Origin of the sequence: Micavibrio aeruginosavorus, from assembly GCF_051245535.1 — a bacterium.
Classification (GTDB): Bacteria; Pseudomonadota; Alphaproteobacteria; order Micavibrionales; family Micavibrionaceae; genus Micavibrio; species Micavibrio aeruginosavorus_D.
The window spans coordinates 538,993-563,028 of record NZ_CP195303.1 but is presented as its reverse complement, the minus strand read 5'-3'; the positions used below and the strand labels follow the sequence as shown (position 1 = coordinate 563,028).

Here is a 24,036-nt window from a genome sequence, read left to right as displayed (position 1 = left end):
TGATATGGCAAGTCCAGATTTAAACGGATACGGCCAAGCCCGTAATCGCTGGGACTTCAGGTTAATTTTATAGAATGCGTGAGCCAAAACCTAACCTATTCTCTTGCGAAGCTTATCGATAAAATTTGATACAACCACCTTCTCTGCATGGTTCCTATTATACCAGTGCAACATTTCTAAACCTGATTTTTCTAAATCCACACGCCCATCAAGGATTTCTTCTAATGCCATTTGAATGCCTTCAACAGAATCAACGTTGATGACAGGTGGGGCTTCCCATTTCTTATTATTGAAAGCGTCAACATCAATGGACATCATAACAGGCGTCGCACAACTCATTGCTTCGATAGCGACCGCGCCATAACTACCAAATAAAAATTGATCCACAACAATATCAACATACATAAACAGCTTGAAAAGAATCGGCTTTGATACAGAAAATGGAAGAAAGGTACATATATTGTTTGGCGCGGATTTTTTGACGTCGTTGTAATTCTGCCCCCAACCTGAAAAAATAAAATGAATTTTCTGAATATCATTTTTTTCAATTTTAGATATTGCATCGAGCAGAAGATCTGTACCCTTCCAAAAAAAATCTATACGAGATGGAATAAAAACATAATAATCCGCACTCGGAATAGAGATTCCGTACTGCGCCATATACTCTATAAGATTTTTATGCCTTTCTGTCTTTGATAAGCGAGGAGGACGGTCAAGCAGTGGCAGAGGAAGATGCTCCAACGCATAAGGAACTACACCTTGATTTCCACCCACACCTTTAGGATCATGCGTACCAATCCACAAACAATCGTCGAAAGCTGTTTTTAGATAAAAACGCATAATAAAATTAGACATTTTTCCGCGTAGAGAGTTGGCTTTCGAAGGTGAAAGCCCTGACGCCAGCCGTATGTCGCCACCGTGCGGCCAAATTACGTATGGAATACCAGATGCCCAAGCAAGCACCTCAGCCTCAACACCACAGACATACAATGCATCACACTTCCTCATCTCCGCTATAACAGAAGATCTGTGACCTACCCTAGATATATAGATACTTTCCAATATTTTTCCGAGAACCATGCGACGCAATGACGTTCTATTCTGAGAGTCTTTAACGGATGGCGCCTTAGGCATTACAACCCAATCCGGTTTAGTCCATCCCAATTTATTCTCAAGCGACAACCATTCATCATAGCCCCACACTTTGTGAACATGGTCATACGGCATAAGAAACTCAACGTCTTCCCACACAGGCTGACTGAACGGGAATGTATCGTACTGATCTCTTATATAAACGGCGTCATAGCCTTGATTCGTTAGAGCTCGCGCCATTACATAAGAGGCGTTCGCCATGCCCCCATACAGACCTATTTTCACGCTCCGTACTCCAGGCATTCTTCATTATTAAAATTACTTATAAAACATTCTATGTCCATATCACTGCCGTCGACAGAAATTGATAGCATTTGATATACGCTGCCGTGGCCACAATTTACAAAAATCTCATTATCTTTTGAAAAAATTTTACCTGGAACGGAATCGTCAAAACAGTTTTTTTCAGATGGAGCACCTGCCCAAATAGTAATTTTTTTTCCGCGATTAAACGTAAACGCTCCAGGGTAAGGTTTCGTTTGAGCGCGCACAAAATTATGTATTGCATTGACATCCTGATCCCAATTAATCAGACCATCAGATGGCGACCGTTGTGGGAAAGTTGTTCTATTCGTATCGTCTTGCACTATAAAATTAGCCGTACCGCCCGCTAGTTCTGGCAGAGCTTTTTGGAGCAATTCAATTCCGATACTTTCTATCCGATCATATAACGTTGCAATAGTATCATCTTTATAAATATCTGTTCTTCCCTGGCCCAAAATTGGGCCGCTGTCTACACCATCATCAAATTGAAATAGGGTTATTCCTGTTTCCTTTTCACCATTAATCATTGCCCATACTAATGGCGCACCGCCACTATAAGAGGGCAACAAAGATGCATGAAGGCCATATGCTGGAGCAAGATCACGCCACTTTCGTGGCAATATATGATACCAACCGCTTACAATAAAAATATCCGGTGCCCATTGTTGCACGCATGAAAATAAATTTTCATCTTTCATGCCCGCCGAGATAGTTTCTAAAGGCAAGTTATTTTTCTTACACAGATCGGCGACGTTTGCATAAAGAACATTTGTAACACCGTCCTTATTATAAGAAATAGAAAATTTTTGTGGTGCTGTAACAACACCGACTACATTGACAGCACTAATCTGCAATATTGTTTCTAGGCACCTTTGTCCAAATTTACTTGCACCAATAAAAACAACGTTCATATCTATGCTACTTTCGAAAAGCGTCCGCTATAGCAAGCTTCTTCCTCATGGAAAGATAAGGTATGCAGCTTGTTAGTCGAGACAAGGTTTTGAACCTCTTCCTTACTAAAACGTCGGGCATTACTAGGACTATACCAATCGTAATTGGTAATAACCGAAGTATCCTGCCCCATGTCTTCATTCCAATAGCACTTTAAAAAATTCCAATACACAAACCGTTGTATATCAATTTCCCCACCTTTGATCCCTAAAGCCGGTATGGCAGGTGCATCAAAGGATACATTCAAGGCCGACAATCTCTTCCCAAGCTCCGTCAATTGTTCAGACATTTCCATTAGGGAATCATGCGTCATATTCGCGCAATGATTTCTAAAAAAATCATCTACCAGCTCTCTTGGCAATGCTTTCTTTGCGTAAAAATAGCAAGAGAATTGACCGTCAGGCTTTGTAACACGCGACAACTCAGCGAATGTTTTTTCCGGGTTTTCTGTATGCATAATGACCTGATCACAGCTCACATAGTCAATACTTCCCTCTTTAAAGATTCTTTCAGCAATGTCTGCCTGCAAGAAAAATAGATTATCTATACCCTTATATGTTTCTGCTGCCAGCTTTGCCGTTTCAGAAAAATCGATTCCGACCACGATAGAGTTTGGAGACAATTCAGCAAACCAAGCAGCTTTGTAACCCATGCCGCAACCAGCATCATAGATATACTTTTTTGTACTTAAGAAATCTGCAAACTCCCACTCAGAAGAAAATCCATAAAGATCCAAATACCATTTCTTCTGCATAGAGAACCATTTTTCTTTCTCACCGCTATCGTTGTATCCAAGCCATTTTTTTGAAAATGCTTCGTTCGTGCTATTTTGATTCACAAATTCTGATTGGCTCGAGAAACTAGAGAAGTTCTGATCTTTCACAAACCTCTCTGGACTTTCAAGAATCGCTAATACATCTTGCGTGAATTTTTTTTTACTCATAGTGCGCCCTCTTGAATTTCTAACCAAGTTTCAAAATTTAGCAGTGACCAAATAAGAAGTCGTTTATTTTGCACCCCCTCTAAATGATCATTAACCTGCATACGTATGGTAGGCTCATCTAAAAGATCATAAATACGCGCTCTTCCATCCAGAAGTTTTCTTTTTACAAACTCAATACTTTCACCCTTAAACCAGCTAGCGTCTGGAGCTGAAAATCCTTGCTTCTCTGCAGCGGTGATATCATCAGGAATGTACTTCTTCATAACATCCCGAACGATCTGCTTTCCGTCTTTTGTTTTCTCGAAATATTTCTTGGTTTTATTTCCGGGATCATTTTCGTTAATTCGCACGACATCAGCCAAATTGTTTAACTTCAAATGCACAGGGCATCGCATTGCAAAATCGACAAGGTCATTGTCCAAGAATGGAACACGACTTTCCAGAGAATGCGCCATAGACAATTTATCCTCCACTACCAGCAACCCATGCAGGAAAGTTTTGGCTTCAAAATATAAAGAATGGTTGATGTAATCTTCAGGAGTTTTTAATTCATTTTTATGGTTTTTGAAAACATCACGAAAAATATCGCGGGTCCAGACATGCTCAACATCTTTCCAGACCGGTGCGAATACTTGCTTCAGTTGACTGTTAGGAATCAACCGCTGCCAAAACATGTAATATTTATCGGTATAATCCATAAAATTATCGTTCACCACAGCACGATAATATCGCCACGGATACCCACCGAACATCTCATCACCACCAGCACCGCTTAAAACGACTTTCACGAATTTAGACGCCAGCTGTGCGGCGTAATAGTTCGGGTAGCTCTGCCCCACACGAGGCTCTTCTAGGTGCCAGGCCAGTTTGGACATACACCGTTCCATGTCCCCGGCTTTCAAAACCATCTCGTAATGTTCGGTTTTGAATTTATACGACATAAACTCCGCGCGGACACGTTCATCGTATGCGAGCTCTATACCGGATGCTGAATTCAGATCAAAACCACACGTGAATGTTTTAATGTATGGATATTCTTTCGCTGCAATTGCAGTAATTGAACCGGAATCCATGCCACCACTGAGGTAGCATCCCAGCTCAACGTCTGTCATCAACTGACGTTTCACAGCCTGCTGGAACAGACGATCTAGCTCTTCGCGGTATTCTCCATCGCTAGCGGGATTTTCAGGTTCGGAGAAGTGAAAATCCCAATATTGCGTCAATTGCAACTCTGGATTTTTTTTCTTCATATCAACGATAGCGTAATGCCCGGCCGGAAGGATTTTAACATCCTGCAGCAAAGTCTGATCCGTAAAGATATTCTGAAATGTGAAATATTCCAGCAATGCGGGCTTATTCAGATGACGCTGGAATTCTTTATTCGCTGTAATGGCTTTTTGTTCAGAACCAAAAGCCAACATATTGCCCTGACGCGCGTAATAAATTGGCTTCACACCAAAACGATCCCGGGCCAGCAGTAAGGTTTTTTCTTTGCGATCCCATAGCGCAAAGGCGAACATACCATTCAAACGCTCCAGCGCTTTCACACCCCATTCTGCATAGGCATAAAGCAACACTTCGGTATCGGTTTTCGAGCGGAACCAATAGCCCTTGGATTCCAGCTCGGCACGTAACTCCATAAAGTTATAAATTTCGCCGTTAAAAGAAATCACATAGCGGTGATCAGCAGACACCATTGGTTGGTGCCCAGCCGGGGAAAGATCGATAATAGCCAGACGTCGGTGGCCAAGACCAATATTCTCTTCTACCCACTGCCCTTCTCCATCCGGACCACGATGCGAAATAATATCCGTCATACGTTTTATGGTCACCGGTGAAACCGGTGTTTTGTCTAGATAGAGAAGCCCCGCTACACCGCACATCTTATGCCACCGCTTTCAATGTTTCGACGACGTAGTGATAATCTTCTTCTGTCATCCGGTTGTGCAATGGAATAGCCATCGTATTATCATTGCAATCCTGTGCCCCCGGGAAATCCGTTGGTTTCAAATCGAAACGATCACGATAATATCCCAACATGTGCACCGCATGCGTTCCCGGACGCGTTGCAATCCCCATATCCATCAAATGTTGCATGATGTCGTTACGCGGACGCGGGGCCTTTGTCGCATCGACATAAGTCACATACGCCTGCCAGCCGTGTCGGCATGCGTTGTCCGTCTTTGGCGTACGCAACCATGGAATATCGCGCAAGGCGTTATTGTAATAATCGGCCCATCGGGATCGTTCATCGATAAACTTGTCCAGCTTTGACAGCTGGACAAGTCCGACAGCACCTTGCAAATCCGTCATGCGGTAATTGAAGCCCAGCAGATTGAAATCGGGCAACAAATACGGGCGCGGACCGCGATGGCGTTGTTCTTCAGAAACAGATGCCCCATGATTGCGCATTTGATCCATGACTTCAGCCAGAACAGAGTCATTGGTTGTAACCATTCCACCTTCGCCGGTTGTAACCGATTTTCGTGGGTGGAAAGAAAAAACGGCAACATCGCCCAAACTGCCTGCCGGGCGGCCTTTCCAATCGGAACCAGCTGCACAGGCCGCATCTTCGATGATTTTTACATGGCCCGGCAACGCCGCACGCAGAGCGTCGATGTCAACACACCGACCAAACAAATGAACGGCAATAACGGCCTTTGTTTTATCGGTTACTTTTGATGCAATCTGGACAATATCCAGATTGTAAGTTTGTGGATCAACATCAACAAAAACGGGCGTCGCATTGCAATACAAAACCACGTTGGCCGTTGCGACCCAAGTAAAAGCCGGAACAATCACCTCGTCCCCCGGGCCAATCCCCAAACCAGCCAATGCCAGATGTAGACCTGTTGTGCAGGACGTTACGGCCAGAGCGTGTTGAACCTGATGGCGTTCCGCAAAAGCTTTTTCAAAGGCCGCAACTTTTGGCCCTTGCGTCAACCAACCTGTCATCAATGGCTCGCGGGCAGCCTGCCACTCTTCTTCCCCGGTCAGAGGAAGAGAGATGGCAATATTCCGTTTTTGCTGGGTCATAATAATTAATCCACCCCGTTGGCTTTGCGCCAATCGATCAGACGTTGAATACCTTCACGCAGTTCAATGTTGTAATTAAACCCGAGATCGTTTGCCGCTTTTTTCGGGCAACCGATACGGTTTTGCACCATACGGCGGGCGTCATCGGCACTATACGGGTTGTATTTGATTTTCAACGGAGAGTCTTTCATCTCCAAAATCAGGCCGCACAGATCACCAATCGTGGTTTGAATACCGGTTCCGACATTATAGAATTGGTCGGTTGCCTCGGATTGCAGAGCCAGAACATTGCAGCGGGCGACATCGTAGACCGACACAAAATCATAAGCCTGCGTTCCGTCACCGTTGATCGTCGGCTGTTCATTCGCAGCGATCTTGTTCAGCAGGATTGGGATGACACCTGTATACGCCGCCGTTTGATCCTGGTGCGGGCCATACACGTTCATGTAACGCAAGCCAACGAAGCTCAGGCCATAGCGATCATGGAAAGCGTGGCACATAGCCTCGCCAGAGATTTTTGTTGCGCCGTAGAAGTTACGGTTGTTAAATGGGTGTTCTTCGGTCATCGGCACTTGCAGTGCATCACCGTAGACAGAAGCGGACGAGGAGTAAACCAGGCGCTCGACTTTATGCTTCACGCATGCCTCAAGAACATTGAATGTTCCTTCGATATTGACGGTAAAGGCCGTGCGCGGGAAATCTTTGCAGTGAAGCAACCACATGGCCGCCGTATGAACGACACCGTGAACACCTTGCATGGCGTGGTCCAGAACGTCCACATCACGAATATCGCCACCATTCGGATACAACGTGCAGCGTGGGTCTTGTAAGTACTCCTCGATATTGCTCAGCTTCCCACGGGCGAAGTTGTCGTAAATCACCACTTCGGCCACATCGGTTTTCAGCAATTCAGCAACAACGTGCGAACCGATAAAACCGGCCCCACCAATCACCAAAATTTTCTTCCCTTTAATGTCCATTTTCAGCTCCTTTGTATGAATTTTGACACGCTACCGCCGTTTGGGTGAATCGAATTCACCCAAAGGCTCGCATTTCTTAGTTCGCCGCCACGCTTTTACGTGTTGGCCGATACAACTTCATGCCGCGACACAATCGCACGCACTTCGCGCCCCAGAATCTGCAACATCAACATGATGCGATCCCGATCTGCAATCTTCAAAATCGTCCCGATGCAATCCTCGAAAGGCCCTTGCGCAATACGTACATTATCACCTTCACGCATTCCATCATCCACAGGAATAGTGCACCCATCCTCTGCTGCACGACTACGGAGTGCGTCAATGAATCCATGCGCGATCGTTTGCGGCTTATTGTTTTGACACAGAAGATTTCGCACACCGAACGTGCCGTTAATGGCGCGCCACGGCTGCTCTTCAATATCCATCCGCACGAACATATAGCCCGGGAACAATGGACGCTGCACATTTTCAACCCGACGTGCATGACGGCGAATTTTCTGGATACACGGCAACCACACATCATACCCCTGGCGGCGCAGATGCGATTGCGCACGAAATTCCTGATTAGGCTGCGTCTGGATAACGAACCAATTGGTCATGCCACGCATCCTTCATCATGGGCACGGATCAATTCATCACGATCCGGCGTAATGCGCAGTAGCGCCGGCCACAGAATGACAGTGCCAGGATATGTTTGACGTAAATGTTCAAACGTATCTTGCGGATTGGCTGCGTCCGTTATTATGATCGCATCAACATCGTGCCCAGCCAGATCGCGGACGACGCGAACACCAGAGACCTCATTGCGATCTGTTATAGCATCAAGGATAACCAGGCTTTTTATATCCTGGCCCAGCGTCGACAAAATGGCAATTTCCGCCAATTCGCCCGCACCGACCAGAGCAAAGCGACTTCTGCCTTGGCGCAGAGCGCTTTCAAAAACGTCCACATATTGCGCGCGCGCCTGACGCAGAAAATCAATTGAGGATTCCAGATACGCAGCGACCAGTCGGCTTTTCTCGGTAAATCCCTGGGGCGTCAGATAATAGGCATAGCGTTTGTACGGCGCACGACGCACCTTCACATATCCCTTGTTCACGGCCCGCTTCAACAAGGCATTGATCAACCCAACCGAAACACCTATACGCTGTTTCAGGGTCATCTGGGTCACAACCTCCCCCCGCTCAATAGCGGTCAGGAAGTCCAACTCGGCTTTCAATTTCATATGCTCGGACATGGCTACGCCATCGCCTTTTCACTGAACAAAACCGGGGGTTAAATCGGTGGGCATACTACGCCCCAGGGAGGGGTGGGTTCAACAATATTCACACCGTGAATTTAGACCATCCCCACCCCATCACTATAAATTATGGAAATATTGACGTTGGCGGAATTTCAAGGCTTTATCTGAGACTTAAGGCCCGCTCAAAAGGATTAGAGACGGAATGGAAAAAATCGATGTTCTGATTATCGGTGCCGGCGTGGTTGGGCTGGCCGTGGGCCGGGCGCTGAGCCTTGCCGGACGAGAGGTCGTTGTGGCCGAATCCGAGGCCATGATCGGGTCGGTCACCAGTGCCCGGAATTCGGGTGTGATCCATGCCGGGATCTATTACCCCACCGGCTCAAACAAAGCCCGCCTCTGCGTGCGGGGGAAAGACCTGCTCTATGCCTATGCCCGCGACAGGCATGTTCCGTATAAAAATTGCGGCAAGATGATTGTTGCCTGCGTCCCAGAAGATTTTGCCAAAATCGAAAATATCTGCGAACGGGCCAAGGCCAATGGTGTTCATGATTTAACACCGATCACACGCGATGAGGCATTGGCGATGGAACCAGAGCTGGCCTGCCTGGGCGGGGTCATGTCGCCATCAACTGGCATCATCGACATTCATATTCTGATGCAGGAATTTCAGGCCGATATTGAGAATAATGGCGGCTTCGTCGCTCTACGCAACGGCATCACAGGCGGGCATGTCACAGCAGATGGAATTATAATCGAGCTGCAGGGCGCCGAGCCCGTTCTGGCAAAAACAATCATCAATGCCGCGGGCCTGTCGGCACAATCTGTCGCACGCATGATTGCCGGGCTGAATCAAAATACAATCCCGCCACGCCATGTGGCAAAGGGAAATTATTTTTCCGTTTCCGGTCCCGCGCCATTCTCACGATTGGTTTATCCTGTGCCCGTCCCCGGCGGGCTTGGCGCGCACTTCACCATGAATATTGCAGGCGAGAGCCAGTTTGGTCCCGATGTCGAATGGCTGGACGCAGACACCAACCATTTCAATTACACGGTTGATCCCGCCCGCGAACCCAATTTCAGAGAGTCTGTCAGCCGTTATTGGCCGGGCGTGATGAATAGAGAACTGATCCCCTCTTATGCGGGTATTCGCCCCAAACTGGTTGGCCCCGGCCAACCCGATGGCGACTTTGTCATTCAGGGGCCGGAAGTGCATGGAATCGCCGGGCTGGTTAATCTGTACGGCATTGAAAGTCCCGGCCTGACATCATCCATGGCGATTGCAGAAGACGTGGCCAAGCTTTTAAGCCAATAAAAAAGGAGCCTTTCGGCTCCCTCAATACCTCATTTTCAAATGGCCGGGGCGACAAGATTTGCGTGCCCGCGGCCCTGCGCTATCGCTCCGGGCTGAACTTTGCGTCTTTGTTTGTCGCAAGTTCAAATCTTCGGAAAGCGCTGTGTTTTAAATGGTCGGGGCGACAAGATTTGAACTTGCGACCCCTTGCACCCCATGCAAGTGCGCTACCGAGCTGCGCCACGCCCCGACATTTAAAAACAGGTGATTTCTATAGCCCGAATGAACGGGAAAGGCAAATCCGAATGCGGGCTTGCCTTGGGGTTTGGCGGATTATTCGCCTTTGCCTTCTGATTTTCCTTCCGGACGGATCAGATCACGCAGATCGCGCAAATCGCCCAACATGGCTTCCAGAATCGCGCGTTGCTTGTCCGTCATCGGCGGAACCGGGCGGCCAACAGTGGGTTGGGCCACAGGAGAAGCCGAAACGGCGGATTGGGCAACGGCTTGCGGCGCGGACGCCGGGCGAACGGCTTCGTTCGCCGGAGCGGACACTTTCGCCGTCGGGGCAACCTTTTCGGCTGCGCCCGTCAGTTCGGCCGCAATCTGCGCACGCCCCTGACCTTTCAGCAATTTCTGAACGCCCTTGATCGTGTAGCCTTCGGTATAGAGAAGATTGTGAATGTGTTTCAGCAACACGACATCTTCCGGACGGTAGTAGCGACGGCCACCACCGCGTTTCAGCGGTTTTACTTGCGTAAACTTGGTTTCCCAGAAGCGCAGGACGTGTTGTTGCACGCCCAGCTCGTCCGCCACTTCGCTGATGGTTCGGAACGCGCCCGCGGCCTTGCTGGCGGATGCTTTTGCATCGCCGCCAAGGGTCGCCTTTGCCGTTTGCGCCTGTGCCGGGGCCATCGGTGTGGTGGCCTCGGTTACGGTGGCGTTAAAATCGGCTGCTTTCTGCGGCGCGGTTCCAGTCATGTCCATCATTCCTGTGTTTTAAGAATACGCTTGGTTATCCCAATCAAGGCGGGCTTCATGCCCCCTTGTTAATCCGATCTTTCAGCACGTGCGAAGCGCGGAAGACCAGCACCTTGCGCGGCAGGATTGGAACCTCAACACCCGTTTTCGGGTTGCGGCCAATCCGCTCGCCCTTCTCCCGGAGGGAGAAGCTGCCGAAGGAGGACAGTTTCACGTTTCCGCCATCGACGAGATTTTTGGAGATTTCTTCCAGCACGGCCTCGACCAGATCGGCCGATTCATTGCGGGACAAACCCACTTGTTCATAGACGGCTTCCGCCAGATCTGCGCGCGTAATTGTACGACCGGTCATCGCAACCTCTTTTGCTTTTGGAGTAAGACAACGATACAGCCCCGCCCAATCCCCGTCAACCGGGTTTGGGGCGAAAAACTGATTCAATTCAAAGGGTAACAGGATTTTGTTAAATCGAGGTTACGGTCATAAAAGGCCCGATTCCCGCCAGAATTACCCCCTGCCCACCCCCAAAAACGGGTCCGGCAAGGCGGCACAGGTGCCTGTGGATATCTTACATCCGGATCAGGGCCGCGCCCCAGGTCAGGCCCGCCCCGAGGGCTTCCAGCATCACCAATTGCCCCGGCTTGATTCGGCCATCTTCCATCCCCTCGGCCAGCGCCAGCGGGATAGAGGCGGCAGAGGTGTTGCCGTGACGATCCACGGTCACGATGACCTGATCCATGCCGACACCCAGCTTCTTGGCCGCGCCTTCCAGAATGCGGACATTGGCCTGGTGCGGGACCAGCCAGTCGATTTGATCCGCCGAAATTTTGTTGCTGTCCAAAACATCACGGACGGCCCCGGCCATTTTATCGACGGCATGGCGGAACACTTCGCGCCCTTCCATGACGATAAAGCCCGCATCCCCCGTCGAGGATACGCCGCCCGATGTTTTCAAAATATCGCAATGGTTGCCATCGGCGTACAAATGCGTGGACAGGATACCGCGATCCGCCGCCGTGCCGGTACCGCCATCATGCGCTTCCAACACCACGGCCCCCGCCCCGTCCCCGAACAGGACGCAGGTCGTGCGGTCTTCCCAATTCAGGATGGAGGACATTTTTTCCGCCCCAATGACCAGCATACGGCGGGCATGGCCCGTGCGCATCATGCTGTCGGCCACGCTGAGAGCATAGAGGAAACCAGAACACACCGCCTGCACATCGAATGTCGGGCCGTGTTTGCAACCCAATGCCGCCTGCACCTTTACCGCGACGGAGGGGAATGTCGTATCCGGTGTGGAGGTGGCAACGATAACACCGTCAATATCCGCGCCGCTCAGGTCCGCATTGATCAGGGCTTCGCGTGCGGCCTTGATGGCCAGATCGGCGGAGGTTTCGCCGTCAGCCGCAATATGGCGTTCACGGATACCGCTGCGCTGGACAATCCATTCATCGGACGTATCGACGATTTTTTCCAGATCGGCGTTGGTCATCACCCGTTCCGGCAGATAGGCGCCACAGCTACGAATAACGGTGCGTGTTGTCATGGGAAATCCAACTTTCAGGAAATGGCCTGCGCGCTGACCGATGAAATGAACGCTTCCTGATTCATAAGCTGTTCAATTTCGTAGGCGACGCGGCGGTTAAATCCGTTTTCGACCAGACCCGCCGCCACGCGAATGGCATTGGCAAAACCAATTTCATCCATGCCGCCATGACTTTTGATGCACACGCCATCCAGACCCAGGAACATGCCGCCATTGTAAAAACGCGGATCGAGGGATTTTTTCAAACGCTTCAATGCCGGCATGGCCAGCAACGCACCCAGTTTTGCCATGGGCGAAGATGTCAGTGCGCGCTTGGTGTAATCGCTGGACATTTTCGCAACGCCCTCGGCCACCTTCAATGCGACGTTGCCGGTAAACCCATCGGTCACAACAACATCAACGGTGCCATAGCCAATGTCATTGCCCTCAACAAAACCGTAATAACGGCCCGGGAATTGTACATTGGCCAGAATGGCGGCGGCGCCACGCACTTGTTCGTGGCCCTTCATATCTTCGGACCCGACATTCAGGATACCAACGGTCGGCGATTCAATGCCCATCACCACACGGGCGTATACAGACCCCAGAACCGCAAACTGCACCAGAATTTCGGCATCGCACGAAATATTCGCGCCCAGATCCAGAACCAGCGTTTTGCCGCGCATGGTGGGAAAGATGCTGGCAATCGCGGGACGCGAAATACCCGGCAGGCTTTTTAAAATCAGTTTCGACATCGCCATCAACGCGCCGGTGTTACCAGCGGAAACAACACTGCCCGCGTCACCGTTCTTCACCGCTTCGATCGCCAGACGCATGCTGGAATCTTTACCGGACCGCACGGCGGCGGATGGCTTTTCATCGTTCGCGATCATTTTTTCAGTGTGATGCACCGTGCAGACGCGGCACAGTTCGGGATACCGGCTTAAAACCGGATTGATGCGGCGTTCATCACCGAAGATGGCGAAATGTACGCCGGGCAAATCCGCGCGGGCCAGTTCGGCCGCCGGAATGACAACGTCGGGACCGAAATCCCCGCCCATGGCATCGAGAGCAATGGTTTGTCTGGTGGACACGCCATTCATCCTTTTGTTGGAAACTCTAATCAGCGCAGATCATAAACGCGAAAAACGGGGAGTAAAAGCCCCCCGTTATCTTCATCCCTTTGATATAAAGGATTGTTTCGCCACCGAAACCAGGCGGATTAACCGCGCGGGTCGATAACCTGTTTGCCCTTGTACGTACCGGACTTCAGGTCAATGTGGTGACGGCGCTTCGGTTCACCCGACGTCGCATCTTCCACCCAGTTGGTGGTGGTCAGCGCATCGTGAGAACGACGCATGCCGCGCTTGGACGGGCTGGTTTTTTTCTTAGGAACGGCCATTTTAAACCCCTCAACTTGGGTAAATTCTGAGATCTCGGTTATTCGAGGTCCGTTGAATACTGGAAAATCCGGGCTCCTGCAAGCAAAAACAATCGGGAACGCGGATATTCCGGATAAATATTATTACCATAATCTCAACCCCTTCCCTCCCCTCAAGGAAGAGGGGGGAATGAAAGGGATAGATTGAACTACTCGCCCTCGCCGCCGTCCCGGCCCTTCAGCTTCTTCAGGGCCTCGAACGGGTTGCGGCGCAAAGGCGATTCGACGACAACGCCCTCCGGCACAATGGTCACGCCGGGGATTTTGTCGGGCACGGCGCCCTCAATCTGCGGGTACGGGTCCAGCCCGAGGGACAGATATTGCCCGACCAGATCACCCAGATCGATCTTGCCATTCACCATCGGCTCCGGATCTTCGCGTTCTTCCATCACCTGAATTTCCGCGTCCACGCCACGCCCCTGCCGTTCATGGCGGGCCTTGTCGAGGGAGATGTATTTTTCCCGGTCGGCGTACCACGCCTCGAAATCCTCAAGAATGTGGGAATGGATCGGGGCGTGCGATACAACGCATTCCTGCGTCACGTCGGCTTTCAACGTGCCCTGAACATGAACCACGGCCTTGTTGTGGCTGGAACGTGTGATATCGATTTCAGCGCTGAGCGCACCGACATCCGTGATACCCATGCGCGCGGCCAGAGCCGCCCGGTCCTTTTCATTCGCTTCGATCGAATAATGGACAGTGCCCAGACCAATGGCGTCCGTATCAACAACAAAGGTCCAGCCCGGCTGTTCGGCTTGCGCCGTACTGCGTTTTTTCATTTACTCAAACTCCGTATTGGGGGAAATCAGGCCACGGCCTGATCTGCTTTTTGCGGCTCGACAATCGGCGCGCGTTGTTTAATGCCTGCGCCCGGTACCGGTGCCCATTCAATATCGCCCTGCATCAGACGGTCAGGGTTCATGGTGTTCAGGGCCGCAACCTGATTGCGGAGATAATCACCCATAATGGCCAGATGGGTCGGATCAACCGTTCCCATCACCGTGCCATACAGGTTGCGTGTCAACGCGTCATCCAAAGACGCCTTATCAATACCGTCCTGATAGGCCTGCATGCGACCGCTGAACGCCTTCATCATACGGCGGACATGTTTGCCCACGCTCAGATCGCCCACGCCCATTTCACGGACCGAACGGTCCATATCCACGAACATGACATCATACAGGGCCTGGGCCAGTTCACGGCCCCCCTGCCCCTGTTTGTTCAGGGCATTGATAACGCAAAAACTATGCAAAAGGATCATGTCAAACCGGCCATCGACCGTGTCCGGCACGCCAAAGCGTTCATAGAAAAAGGGATTCCGCGACCGCACAACCACCCCGGTATAGAGGCGTTCCGCCGTTTGGCGCTGTGGACTGGGTTGTTTTCTGAACCATGAGAACATTGTATCCGACCCTTTTAACCTTTATAAATCAAATCCGTTCACATATTTATATAACATCCGTTGGGATGAAGACCATGAAAAAAACACCGTCGTTCCGCACTCTCGCCATCATGTCGCTGGCCCTTGTTTTTACAGGGATTCTGGCGGCTGGCTGCACCCCCACCGTGGCGGTGCGCGGCAATATTGTTGAGGATTACCGCCTGGCCGAGGTTCAACCCGGCGTCCATACCCGCAGCGATGTGATGCGTTTGCTCGGTTCCCCGACCACGGAAGGCACGTTTGACCCGAACACCTGGTACTATCTGGGCCAGAAAACCGAAAAACGCGGCATTCTGGACCCCGATGTGATCGAGGAAAAGATCGTTGTCGTTCAATTTGACGATACCGGCGTGGTTCAGACGGTCAACAATGTCGACCCGAACCGTCAGGACATCCCGTATGTTCGCGAAAAAACCGAAACATCGGGTAACGAAATGACCGCCCTGCAACAGATGATGGGCAACCTTGGCCGGTTTAACAGCGCCGGATCGCAGGCCGGCGTCGGCAGCCCCGGCAATTAACCCCTGCTCGTCCGCTCCTTGTCATCCCGAACGAACGTGAGGGATCTCACCTTTGCCCAAGATGAGATCCCTCGTCGCTTCGCTCTGTCGGGATGACAAAATGTTTTCTGCTTCAGCCCCGGTTCAACCGCGGCGGCGTGACGTAGTTCTGATTCACGAACACACCCACCAGCTCCACATGCGTGGACCACAAAAACTGGTCTACCACACGCAGATGCGTCAGCTTAAATCCAGCGTCTTTTAAAATTGCCCCATCCCGCGCAAAGGTCGCCGGATTGCACGATACACTCACCACCGTACGCACGTTGGCGTTTGCGATTTCACGCATCTGATCCTTGGCCCCCACGCGCGGCGGGTCGATCACAACGGAATCAAAATCTTTCAATTCCTTGGCCGTCAACGGATCATCCGCCAAATCCCGGTAGTCTGTATCCAGCACGCCGCCCAGTGTGGATGCCACGCGCGACAATGCATCCACCGCCGGACGCCACCCTTCGACCGCAGTGACGTGGCGTTTATCGCGCAGCAAGGCCAGCGCGAATGTTCCACACCCGGCATACAGATCGACAATGTTTTTCGCATCATCAACGCCGGATAAAACAATTTCGGTCAACGCGGCCTGACCATCATCGGTGGCTTGTAAAAACGCGCCAGGTGATGGACGGACCATGTGATCGCCCAATGTCACAGTAAAGGGCGCGCGGTCGGCCACGGGGGTTAATTCTTCCGGCTTGTCAAAGCCGTCCTGCCAATGAATGCGGGCAATATCGTGTTCGTTGGCGAAATCGTACAGCGCCTCCAGAATGGCGAGGCTCGGCCCATCCATCTGCTTTTGTTTCAGCTTGGGTTCTTTTTTGTTCCGGGCCTGACGGTTTTTCTGTGCGTGCTTGTTCTGTGTTTTCTTCCATGGGCGGAAAACCAGATCAACGGCGTCGCCATCCCCTGTCATCATGGTGATGTCCATGCCATGGCCAGATTCCAGCAAGGTCAGCCCCAACGCCCGCAAGGCCGGGACCAGCGCGACAAGGCGCGGTTTTAAAACCAGACAGGTTTGCAGATCCACAATCGACCGGCTGCGCCGTTCATTGAACCCAATCAACACGCGCGGACCGGACCGATACATGGCCATGGTCGCGCGGCGGCGTGTGCCCGGCGCGCTGATAAACGGACCGTCCATCGATTCCGGTTCCAGCCCATGCTGCGCCAGCGCCCGGCGCACGGTATCCATTTTAAAATTGGAATAGCTGGCGCCATCCATATGCTGGATTGCGCACCCGCCACACCGATCATAATGCGGGCATGGCGCGGCAATGCGGTTGGGCGCGGCCTCTAAAACCGCGTCAACGGCACAGAATACGCCATCGGGCTTTTCTTCCTGAACCCGTGCACGCACGGTTTCCCCGGCCAGAACCCCGGATACAAACGCCCGCCGCCCGTCCGGCAGCGTTCCCACCCCGTCGCCTTGCGCGCCAAGGGAGTCAATTTTGATGTCGTATGTCTGTGTGTTTGTGCTCATGGCCGGGGGTTATACAGGAAAAACCAAAAAAGCGGAAACTTTCCTCCCACAAACACGCGTCATACCGGCGAAGGCCGGTATCCATGGGATAGACCGTATGGATACCGGCCTTCGCCGGTATGACGGAAAGGAAAGACGGCAACAAAACCAATAAAAAAGCCCCCGTTTCCGGGGGCTTTTTCTTGGATTTCTGCGGCTTATTAAACGCCAGCCACGAATTTCGCAACGATAGCGACCAGCAGAATGGCCACGATGTTCGCGATTTTGATCAGCGGGTTAACCGCCGGGCCGGCTGTATCCTTGTACGGATCGCCAACGGTGTCGCCGGTTACAGCGGCTTTGTGAGCCTCGGAACCTTTGCCACCGTAGTTGCCTTCTTCGATGAACTTCTTCGCGTTGTCCCATGCGCCGCCACCCGATGTCATCGAGATAGCAACGAACAGGCCAGTCACGATCGTGCCCATCAGCATCGCACCCAGAGCCTGGAAGGCCGGGGTCAGATCGCCGCTGATGAAGTACACAACGAGGAACAGAACAACCGGAGCCAAGATCGGCAGCAGTGACGGAACCATCATTTCCTTGATCGCGGCTTTGGTCAGCAGGTCAACGGCGCGGCCATATTCCGGCTTGCCTGTGCCTTCCATGATGCCCGGGATTTCGCGGAACTGACGACGCACTTCGACAACAACGCTACCAGCCGCACGGCCAACAGCAGTCATCGACATGGCACCGAACAGGTACGGCAACAAACCACCGATAAACAGACCAATCACAACGTACGGGTCTTGCAACGGGAAGGTGATGCCAGCCAGATCCGGCAGGTAGTGCTTGATCTCTTCCGTATAGGCAGCGAACAGCACCAGAGCAGCCAGACCAGCGGAACCGATGGCATAACCCTTGGTCACGGCTTTCGTCGTGTTACCAACGGCATCCAACGCATCCGTCGTCACGCGAACGCTATCCGGCAGTTTGGACATTTCGGCGATACCACCGGCGTTATCCGTGACCGGACCATAGGCATCCAGAGCAACGATCATACCAGCCAGTGACAGCATGGTGGTCGCCGCAATGGCGATACCAAACAAACCAGCAAAGTAGAATGCAACCCAGATACCGATACAGATGATGATCACCGGCAATGCGGTGGCTTCCATCGATACGGCCAGACCTTGGATCACGTTCGTGCCGTGGCCCGTTTCGGAAGCCTTGGCAACCGAACGCACCGGACGGAACGCGGTGGAGGTGTAGTATTCAGTCACCCACACCAGCAAGCCCGTTACAGCCAGACCAGTCAGAACGCACCAGAACAGGCTCATAACCGTCATGGTTTCACCGTTGGCCATTGCAACGTCCTGAACCAGACCGGATTTGAAGAACAGGGCCGCGATCATAATGACCGAGAGAACACCCGTCCAAACCAGACCACGATACAGTGCGCCCATGATGTTCGTGCTGCCGTTCTTCAAGCGAACGAAGAACGTTCCAACGATAGAAGCAACAATACACAACCCACCGATCATCAGCGGCAGCATCATCATCTGACGGGCAACATCTTCGGCGAAGACGCTGGACGCGATCAGCATGGTGGCCACAACGGTCACGGCATAGGTTTCGAACAAGTCGGCGGCCATACCAGCGCAATCGCCTACGTTGTCACCAACGTTGTCAGCGATAACGGCCGGGTTCCGCGGGTCATCCTCGGGGATGCCGGCTTCAACTTTACCAACCAGGTCGGCACCAACGTCCGCACCCTTGGTAAAGATACCACCGCCCAAACGCGCGAAGATCGAGATCAGCGACGCACCGAAGCCCAGACCCACCAGGGCCTCCAGCATCGGACGCAGAGCGATACCGTTATGATCCAGATACCAGGTGTACAATGTCACACCCAGCAGACCCAGACCAACAACCAGCATACCCGTAATCGCACCTGCACGGAACGAAACGCCCAGTGCTTCGTTCAAACCAACTGTCGCGGCTTGTGCCGTACGAACGTTGGCACGAACGGAAATGTTCATACCGATGTAACCAGCAACGCCCGACAGGACCGCACCGATAACAAAGCCGATACCGACATGCATACCCAACAAGAAGGTCAGCAAGACAGCAACGACAACACCGACGATACCAATCGTCGTATATTGACGGTTCAAATAGGCAGCAGCACCTTCCTGAATCGCGGATGCAATTTGTTGCATCCGTTCGTTCCCGGCACTCATCGCCATAACTTTGCGTGTGGCATAGGCACCGTAAATCAGTGCCAACGCGCCGCAACACGCAATCGCGAGATAGATATTGACCATTCCAGATCCCCTTATGGTTCAGGTTCTTTAGTGTTTTTACTTATTAAGTGACCTGCTCTTAATTGCTTAAAAGCGCGAGAAAATTGCACAATTCACAACACAGGCGCAAGGGGTGCGCCGATGCAGTGCCGTAAATAGATGTGTGCAATCGCAGTGCAACATGAAAAAAGGCCCGGAAACCGGGCCTTTGCATATTCCAATAATTCTATGCTGCGGATGCTCAATAAACGCTTACATACTGCGTTGTTGAATCACCTGGATCAGAACATCGTTCACGCCGTCTTCACCCAGCACCTTGTGGCTGACGCGGGTCAGGCGATTTTTCAACGGGCCCACTTGCAACACACCGCTGTTCATCACGGCTTCGTGGCTCAACACACCATACATGTCTTGAATGAATGCGTCTTTCAAACGCGGGGCCAGATGTTCAGCATTTTTCATTGCCTCTTCGTTCGGAACTTCCAGAACGATGACCATGCTCAACACTTGGGACACACCGTTTTTCGTGACCACCGGCAGGATCAGCGGATCAAGCTCAACGAACTTGCTCTCAGCATCTTTGGCATGCCCCTTTTTCTTCGCTGCCTTCGGCGCATGCGCAATCTCGCCCGATGCATCCACCGCCGCTTGCGCCGGTTTTGCAAAGTAGAAGTAGGCACCAGCACCGCCGCCGCCTAACAAAACAAGAGCAAAGATGATAATCAGAAGAGGCTTCATTATTCCCCAAACCCAGTAGATAGTCCCCAGAACTCGAATGCATCAACCCGGCACACAACCCCGTATGCCACGTCGACCCCATGGTTAAGAGTACCCCCTATTCGCTAACATTAGGTTAGAGTCATATTACATTTTATGTAATTTTTATGGGTTTCCGCGACTCCCTATCCCTACGAACATACTGATAAAGCAGTATTTTTTCAACTTGCCTCGCAAAATGACAACCCTAACCCATCCCCGTTGCCCTAAAGAATTTAACATTTTTCTCAGGAAAGACTGATTTTGGACAAATTCCCTACCGCCTGCACGGCGGCTTCTATATAAGTCCGCCCCATGAGCAACCGTATTATTCTCCTGACCGGGGCGGCCGGGTTTGTCGGCCACCATTTTGTTGAACACATCCTGAAAACCACCGATGACACGATCATCGGTGTTGATGCCCTGACCTATGCCGGATCGCTGGAGCGTCTGCGCGATATTCAGATTGATCCGTTCAACCATCCGCGTTTCCGTTATCTGGGATATGATTTCCGCCAACCGGCCGGACAAAATCTGGTGCGTGAATTGCGCGATGTCACGCACGTTCTGCATCTGGGTGCGGAATCGCATGTCGATCATTCCATTTCCGATCCGCTGCGCTTTGTTGAATCGAATGTATTGGGCACGACCAATATTCTGAACCTTGCGCGCGGCCTGCCCAATCTCGAACTGTTTGTCTATTTCTCAACAGATGAAGTGTTCGGCCCGGTGCCGCTGGATGGCGATATGCACGGCCACAGCGAGCTGGACCGCCACAATCCGAAAAACCCCTACGCCGCCAGCAAGAGCGCGGGCGAACAGATGGTTGTGTCGTTTGCCAACACCTATGGCCTGCCCTGTATCATTACGCGCCAGATGAATATTTTTGGCGAACGCCAGCACCCGGAAAAATTCATTCCGAAAGTTGTGCGGTCCGTGATGGATGGCAGTATCGTGCCCATTCACGCCACGCCCGATAAAACACGCGCGGGCAAACGGCATTATATTCACGCGCGCAACGTCGCCGATGCGCATATGTTCCTGCTGAATAAAAAACCGTGGACGGGAACCAACCCGCGTGATGTAGAGGCGTATCACATCGTTGGTGAACAAGAAGTCGATAACCTGACCCTCGCCCACATGATTGCCGATAACGTTGTGGCATTGACTGGCGCGGGTGCGCTTAACCACGAAATGGTTGATTTCCATTCCAGCCGCCCGGGCCATGATTTGCGCTATGCGCTGGATGGATCAAAGATGCGGGACCTCGGCTGGGCCCCGCCGCTGATGTTTGCGGATTCATTGAAGAAGACGATCAACTGGTCGCTGGACCGCCGCGAATGGCTGGACCTTAACGAAGCGCTTTAAACAGCTTGTCCAGAACACCGTTCACCAGCCGGGCTTCGCCCTGCTCGTAAAACGCGTGGGTCACATCCAGATAATCGCTGATGATCACCGGGCCGTCGACATTCGGGCTGTCCGCCATTTCATAGGCCCCGCACAGCATGATGGCATGCAGCAACGGCTCCTTCGGCTTGTCCGTCACCGGGCGGCCGCTGGCATTGGCGATATAGGATTCCATTTCGTTCAGGCGGTCATACACGCCGTTCACGATGGTCGTGAACATCATGCCATCGGGCATCACCATATCCTGACCATCCACGGTTTGCCCGAAACGGTGCAACCGGAACTCGTCAATCACCGCGCGGGCGGATTGATCGTTGGTCATGATTTGATAAACGGCCTGCACCGCGGCCAATCGTGCGGCGGACGCACGGGCTTTGGGGGAACCTTCGGATTTTTTCGGTGATGCTTCTGTACTCATGATGCGGCGGACCATATCGTTAGCAAATGCAAAATTCCAGCTTTTTATACGCCGGATCGTTTTTTCGTTGTCGGCAGTTCCTTTAACTCGCCCAAAAACGCGTTAAAGTCCTGCGGCTGGCAGAAATCCTTATATACCGAGGCATAGCGGATATAGCCAACCTGATCCAACAGGACCAAGGCCCGCATCACATGCTCCCCAATCGTTGCGGACGGGATTTCCGCCTCGCCGGCGCTTTCCAATTGGCGCACGATCTGGTTGGCGGCCTTTTCAATCTGTTCCAGCTCGACCGGGCGTTTGCGCAGGGCAATCTGCATCGACTTGAACACTTTGTCCCGGTCAAACGGTTGTTTCCGGTTGCCGGATTTCAAAACGGTCATTTCGCGCAACTGCACCCGTTCAAACGTCGTAAAACGTTCATCACAGGTCGGGCAGAAGCGACGACGACGGATGGCGGAATTATCCTCCGTCGGGCGGGAGTCTTTTACTTGCGTTTCTTCACAGGCACAAAACGGGCATCGCATGATGACCCCTCCTTCTGTTTTTACTCCGGATAAACCGGGAATTTTTTGCACAGGGCTTCGACGTCGGCGCGCACGGCACGTTCAATATCACCATTTCCATCCGCCCCATTGGTGGCCAGACCATCCAGAACGCGGGCAATCCATTCACCGATCATTAAAAATTCAACTTCGGTAAACCCGCGGGTCGTCCCCGCCGGGGTGCCTAAACGAATGCCCGATGTTACCATCGGTTTTTCCGGGTCAAACGGAATGCCGTTTTTGTTACAAGTCAGGCCCGCCCGGTCCAATGCTTTCTCCGCAATGTTCCCGGTCAGTTTTTTCGGACGCAGGTCAACCAGCATCACATGGCTGTCCGTGCCGCCGGATACGATGTCAAAGCCCTTATCCTGTAACGCAGCGGCCAGAACAATCGCGTTCTTCACAATCTGCTGAGCGTAGGTTTTAAATTCGGGGCGCAGGGCTTCACCAAAAGCCACAGCCTTCGCCGCAATCACATGCATCAACGGCCCGCCCTGAATGCCGGGGAATACGGCTTTGTTGATCAACGTGCCAATTTCTTCGTCATCCGCCAAAATCATGCCGCCGCGCGGACCGCGCAGGGTTTTGTGCGTCGTTGTTGTCACAACATGCGCGTGCTTGATCGGGCTTGGGTACACACCTGCGGCGACCAGACCGGCATAGTGCGCCATATCGACGAACAGATACGCGCCCACCTCGTCCGCGATTTCGCGGAATTTGGCCCAATCAATCGCGCGGGAATAGGCGGAGGCGCCACACACGATCATTTTCGGTTTGTGTTCGTGGGCCAGTTTGCGCACTTCGTCAAAATCAATGCGGTGATCGGTGCCCGATACGCCATAGGACGCAAAATCAAACCATTTGCCGGATTGGTTCAGTTTCATGCCGTGCGTCAAATGCCCGCCATGGTCCAGACGCATGCCCAGAACGCGGTCACCCGGATTCAGCAACGCGAAATATACGGCCTGGTTCGCCTGCGACCCGGAATGGGGCTGCACGTTGGCATAGGCACAGCCGAACAATTGCTTGGCGCGTTCAATCGCCAGTTCCTCGGCCACATCCACAAATTCACAGCCGCCGTAATAGCGTTTATGCGGATAGCCTTCGGCATATTTGTTGGTCAGAACCGACCCCTGCGCTTCCAGCACGGCGCGGGATACGATGTTCTCGCTGGCGATCAGTTCGATGGAGTCGCGTTGCCGCGCCAATTCGCCCTGAATGGCATTGAAAATTTCCGGGTCTTGATCTTTCAATGTTTCCTGCATCTCAAATTCTTTCTTTACCGCTACACCCATTCTTATCTCCTTTTTTCGTCATACCGGCGAAGGCCGGTATCCATACGATCCAT

At 52.0% G+C, this 24,036-nt stretch carries 24 protein-coding genes and 1 tRNA gene; 3 read left to right on the top strand and 22 right to left on the bottom strand.

Annotated elements, in window-relative coordinates; genetic code table 11:
* Positions 1–90 precede the first annotated feature (90 nt).
* The 8 genes from ACSC94_RS02780 to ACSC94_RS02745 all read right to left on the bottom strand — a co-directional run bounded on the left by ACSC94_RS02780 (position 91) and on the right by ACSC94_RS02745 (position 8,563).
* Positions 91–1,353: a glycosyltransferase gene (locus ACSC94_RS02780; RefSeq protein WP_435641547.1), complete on the bottom strand. Its 1,263-nt coding sequence runs from the start codon at positions 1,351–1,353 to the stop codon at positions 91–93.
* 20 nt (positions 1,354–1,373) lie between these two features.
* Positions 1,374–2,327: a methionyl-tRNA formyltransferase gene (locus ACSC94_RS02775; protein ID WP_435641546.1), complete on the bottom strand. Its 954-nt coding sequence runs from the start codon at positions 2,325–2,327 to the stop codon at positions 1,374–1,376.
* Between the two features lie 2 nt (positions 2,328–2,329).
* Positions 2,330–3,310 carry a class I SAM-dependent methyltransferase gene (locus tag ACSC94_RS02770; protein WP_435641545.1) on the bottom strand — a complete coding sequence of 327 codons (981 nt, stop codon included), beginning with the start codon at positions 3,308–3,310 and terminating at the stop codon, positions 2,330–2,332.
* Positions 3,307–5,193 (bottom strand): asparagine synthase (glutamine-hydrolyzing), encoded by a 1,887-nt coding sequence (gene asnB, locus ACSC94_RS02765; RefSeq protein ID WP_435641544.1) that lies wholly within the window; start codon positions 5,191–5,193, stop codon positions 3,307–3,309. Before asnB ends, ACSC94_RS02770 begins: the two co-directional genes overlap by 4 nt.
* 1 nt (position 5,194) lies before the next feature.
* Positions 5,195–6,346 (bottom strand): DegT/DnrJ/EryC1/StrS family aminotransferase, encoded by a 1,152-nt coding sequence (locus tag ACSC94_RS02760; protein WP_435641543.1) that lies wholly within the window; start codon positions 6,344–6,346, stop codon positions 5,195–5,197.
* Positions 6,347–6,351: 5 nt separating this feature from the next.
* Positions 6,352–7,326: an NAD-dependent epimerase/dehydratase family protein gene (locus ACSC94_RS02755; RefSeq protein ID WP_435641542.1), complete on the bottom strand. Its 975-nt coding sequence runs from the start codon at positions 7,324–7,326 to the stop codon at positions 6,352–6,354.
* Between the two features lie 95 nt (positions 7,327–7,421).
* Positions 7,422–7,925, bottom strand: a complete 504-nt coding sequence (gene nusG / locus ACSC94_RS02750; RefSeq protein WP_435641541.1) for a transcription termination/antitermination protein NusG — start codon at positions 7,923–7,925, stop codon at positions 7,422–7,424.
* Positions 7,922–8,563, bottom strand: a complete 642-nt coding sequence (locus tag ACSC94_RS02745; protein WP_435641540.1) for a MarR family transcriptional regulator — start codon at positions 8,561–8,563, stop codon at positions 7,922–7,924. The genes nusG and ACSC94_RS02745 overlap by 4 nt, the downstream gene beginning before the upstream one ends.
* A 208-nt stretch (positions 8,564–8,771) precedes the next feature.
* Here ACSC94_RS02745 and ACSC94_RS02740 point away from each other — a divergent pair, with 208 nt between their 5' ends.
* Entirely contained in the window at positions 8,772–9,881 is a 1,110-nt protein-coding gene (locus ACSC94_RS02740) for an NAD(P)/FAD-dependent oxidoreductase (RefSeq protein WP_435641539.1), read from the top strand.
* Positions 9,882–10,033: 152 nt separating this feature from the next.
* Here ACSC94_RS02740 and ACSC94_RS02735 read toward each other — a convergent pair.
* From ACSC94_RS02735 to ACSC94_RS02700, 8 genes are all read right to left on the bottom strand, one after another.
* A tRNA-Pro gene (locus ACSC94_RS02735) sits at positions 10,034–10,110 on the bottom strand.
* Between the two features lie 83 nt (positions 10,111–10,193).
* Positions 10,194–10,841, bottom strand: a complete 648-nt coding sequence (locus ACSC94_RS02730; RefSeq protein ID WP_435641538.1) for a MerR family transcriptional regulator — start codon at positions 10,839–10,841, stop codon at positions 10,194–10,196.
* Positions 10,842–10,896: 55 nt separating this feature from the next.
* Complete coding sequence (locus ACSC94_RS02725; protein ID WP_435641537.1) at positions 10,897–11,193, bottom strand: integration host factor subunit alpha; 297 nt, start codon at positions 11,191–11,193, stop codon at positions 10,897–10,899.
* Between the two features lie 214 nt (positions 11,194–11,407).
* Positions 11,408–12,385: a beta-ketoacyl-ACP synthase III gene (locus ACSC94_RS02720; RefSeq protein WP_435641536.1), complete on the bottom strand. Its 978-nt coding sequence runs from the start codon at positions 12,383–12,385 to the stop codon at positions 11,408–11,410.
* 14 nt (positions 12,386–12,399) lie between these two features.
* A complete protein-coding gene (gene plsX, locus ACSC94_RS02715) occupies positions 12,400–13,458 on the bottom strand; it encodes a phosphate acyltransferase PlsX (RefSeq protein WP_435641535.1) in 1,059 nt (352 codons plus the stop codon).
* A gap of 128 nt (positions 13,459–13,586) precedes the next feature.
* Entirely contained in the window at positions 13,587–13,766 is a 180-nt protein-coding gene (gene rpmF / locus ACSC94_RS02710; RefSeq protein ID WP_435641534.1) for a 50S ribosomal protein L32, read from the bottom strand.
* 188 nt (positions 13,767–13,954) lie between these two features.
* Positions 13,955–14,584, bottom strand: a complete 630-nt coding sequence (locus ACSC94_RS02705) for a YceD family protein (protein ID WP_435641533.1) — start codon at positions 14,582–14,584, stop codon at positions 13,955–13,957.
* A 26-nt stretch (positions 14,585–14,610) separates the two neighbouring features.
* Positions 14,611–15,207 carry a ubiquinol-cytochrome C chaperone family protein gene (locus ACSC94_RS02700; RefSeq protein WP_435641532.1) on the bottom strand — a complete coding sequence of 199 codons (597 nt, stop codon included), beginning with the start codon at positions 15,205–15,207 and terminating at the stop codon, positions 14,611–14,613.
* A 74-nt stretch (positions 15,208–15,281) separates the two neighbouring features.
* Here ACSC94_RS02700 and ACSC94_RS02695 point away from each other — a divergent pair, with 74 nt between their 5' ends.
* Entirely contained in the window at positions 15,282–15,767 is a 486-nt protein-coding gene (locus tag ACSC94_RS02695) for an outer membrane protein assembly factor BamE (RefSeq protein ID WP_435641531.1), read from the top strand.
* A 112-nt stretch (positions 15,768–15,879) separates the two neighbouring features.
* Here ACSC94_RS02695 and ACSC94_RS02690 read toward each other — a convergent pair whose 3' ends face one another.
* The 3 genes from ACSC94_RS02690 to ACSC94_RS02680 form a co-directional block, all read right to left on the bottom strand.
* Positions 15,880–17,283, bottom strand: coding sequence for a class I SAM-dependent RNA methyltransferase (locus ACSC94_RS02690; protein WP_435641530.1), 1,404 nt, complete (start codon positions 17,281–17,283; stop codon positions 15,880–15,882).
* A gap of 200 nt (positions 17,284–17,483) precedes the next feature.
* Positions 17,484–19,586, bottom strand: a complete 2,103-nt coding sequence (locus ACSC94_RS02685) for a sodium-translocating pyrophosphatase (RefSeq protein ID WP_435641529.1) — start codon at positions 19,584–19,586, stop codon at positions 17,484–17,486.
* A gap of 231 nt (positions 19,587–19,817) precedes the next feature.
* The gene (locus ACSC94_RS02680; protein ID WP_435641528.1) at positions 19,818–20,303 is read right to left on the bottom strand and encodes a flagellar basal body-associated FliL family protein; all 486 of its coding nucleotides are present in this window, start codon (positions 20,301–20,303) and stop codon (positions 19,818–19,820) included.
* 333 nt (positions 20,304–20,636) lie between these two features.
* On the opposite strand from ACSC94_RS02680, the gene ACSC94_RS02675 reads away from it, so the two are divergent.
* Complete coding sequence (locus tag ACSC94_RS02675) at positions 20,637–21,689, top strand: dTDP-glucose 4,6-dehydratase (protein ID WP_435641527.1); 1,053 nt, start codon at positions 20,637–20,639, stop codon at positions 21,687–21,689.
* Here ACSC94_RS02675 and ACSC94_RS02670 read toward each other — a convergent pair.
* Genes ACSC94_RS02670 through glyA form a run of 3 tightly spaced genes read right to left on the bottom strand, consistent with a single transcriptional unit; the run spans position 21,673 to position 23,983 of the window.
* A complete protein-coding gene (locus ACSC94_RS02670; RefSeq protein ID WP_435641526.1) occupies positions 21,673–22,146 on the bottom strand; it encodes a transcription antitermination protein NusB in 474 nt (157 codons plus the stop codon). The genes ACSC94_RS02675 and ACSC94_RS02670 overlap by 17 nt on opposite strands.
* A 44-nt stretch (positions 22,147–22,190) precedes the next feature.
* Positions 22,191–22,670 carry a transcriptional regulator NrdR gene (gene nrdR / locus ACSC94_RS02665; protein WP_435641525.1) on the bottom strand — a complete coding sequence of 160 codons (480 nt, stop codon included), beginning with the start codon at positions 22,668–22,670 and terminating at the stop codon, positions 22,191–22,193.
* 20 nt (positions 22,671–22,690) lie between these two features.
* Positions 22,691–23,983 (bottom strand): serine hydroxymethyltransferase, encoded by a 1,293-nt coding sequence (gene glyA / locus ACSC94_RS02660; RefSeq protein ID WP_435641524.1) that lies wholly within the window; start codon positions 23,981–23,983, stop codon positions 22,691–22,693.
* Positions 23,984–24,036: the final 53 nt, after the last annotated feature.

Excerpts from the sequence above, each read along its gene's own strand:
- nusG (WP_435641541.1), bottom strand. The coding sequence starts at position 7,925 with ATGACCAATTGGTTCGTTATCCAGACGCAGCCTAATCAGGAATTTCGT.
- ACSC94_RS02695 (WP_435641531.1), top strand. The coding sequence starts at position 15,282 with ATGAAAAAAACACCGTCGTTCCGCACTCTCGCCATCATGTCGCTGGCC.
- ACSC94_RS02670 (WP_435641526.1), bottom strand. The coding sequence starts at position 22,146 with ATGAGTACAGAAGCATCACCGAAAAAATCCGAAGGTTCCCCCAAAGCC.
- ACSC94_RS02720 (WP_435641536.1), bottom strand. The coding sequence starts at position 12,385 with ATGACAACACGCACCGTTATTCGTAGCTGTGGCGCCTATCTGCCGGAA.
- ACSC94_RS02780 (WP_435641547.1), bottom strand. The coding sequence starts at position 1,353 with ATGGCGAACGCCTCTTATGTAATGGCGCGAGCTCTAACGAATCAAGGC.
- ACSC94_RS02760 (WP_435641543.1), bottom strand. The coding sequence starts at position 6,346 with ATGACCCAGCAAAAACGGAATATTGCCATCTCTCTTCCTCTGACCGGG.
- ACSC94_RS02770 (WP_435641545.1), bottom strand. The coding sequence starts at position 3,310 with ATGAGTAAAAAAAAATTCACGCAAGATGTATTAGCGATTCTTGAAAGT.
- glyA (WP_435641524.1), bottom strand. The coding sequence starts at position 23,983 with ATGGGTGTAGCGGTAAAGAAAGAATTTGAGATGCAGGAAACATTGAAA.
- ACSC94_RS02775 (WP_435641546.1), bottom strand. The coding sequence starts at position 2,327 with ATGAACGTTGTTTTTATTGGTGCAAGTAAATTTGGACAAAGGTGCCTA.
- ACSC94_RS02675 (WP_435641527.1), top strand. The coding sequence starts at position 20,637 with ATGAGCAACCGTATTATTCTCCTGACCGGGGCGGCCGGGTTTGTCGGC.
- ACSC94_RS02705 (WP_435641533.1), bottom strand. The coding sequence starts at position 14,584 with ATGAAAAAACGCAGTACGGCGCAAGCCGAACAGCCGGGCTGGACCTTT.
- ACSC94_RS02700 (WP_435641532.1), bottom strand. The coding sequence starts at position 15,207 with ATGTTCTCATGGTTCAGAAAACAACCCAGTCCACAGCGCCAAACGGCG.
- ACSC94_RS02680 (WP_435641528.1), bottom strand. The coding sequence starts at position 20,303 with ATGAAGCCTCTTCTGATTATCATCTTTGCTCTTGTTTTGTTAGGCGGC.
- nrdR (WP_435641525.1), bottom strand. The coding sequence starts at position 22,670 with ATGCGATGCCCGTTTTGTGCCTGTGAAGAAACGCAAGTAAAAGACTCC.
- rpmF (WP_435641534.1), bottom strand. The coding sequence starts at position 13,766 with ATGGCCGTTCCTAAGAAAAAAACCAGCCCGTCCAAGCGCGGCATGCGT.
- ACSC94_RS02730 (WP_435641538.1), bottom strand. The coding sequence starts at position 10,841 with ATGACTGGAACCGCGCCGCAGAAAGCAGCCGATTTTAACGCCACCGTA.
- asnB (WP_435641544.1), bottom strand. The coding sequence starts at position 5,193 with ATGTGCGGTGTAGCGGGGCTTCTCTATCTAGACAAAACACCGGTTTCA.
- ACSC94_RS02690 (WP_435641530.1), bottom strand. The coding sequence starts at position 17,283 with ATGAGCACAAACACACAGACATACGACATCAAAATTGACTCCCTTGGC.
- ACSC94_RS02725 (WP_435641537.1), bottom strand. The coding sequence starts at position 11,193 with ATGACCGGTCGTACAATTACGCGCGCAGATCTGGCGGAAGCCGTCTAT.
- ACSC94_RS02745 (WP_435641540.1), bottom strand. The coding sequence starts at position 8,563 with ATGTCCGAGCATATGAAATTGAAAGCCGAGTTGGACTTCCTGACCGCT.
- ACSC94_RS02740 (WP_435641539.1), top strand. The coding sequence starts at position 8,772 with ATGGAAAAAATCGATGTTCTGATTATCGGTGCCGGCGTGGTTGGGCTG.
- ACSC94_RS02755 (WP_435641542.1), bottom strand. The coding sequence starts at position 7,326 with ATGGACATTAAAGGGAAGAAAATTTTGGTGATTGGTGGGGCCGGTTTT.
- ACSC94_RS02685 (WP_435641529.1), bottom strand. The coding sequence starts at position 19,586 with ATGGTCAATATCTATCTCGCGATTGCGTGTTGCGGCGCGTTGGCACTG.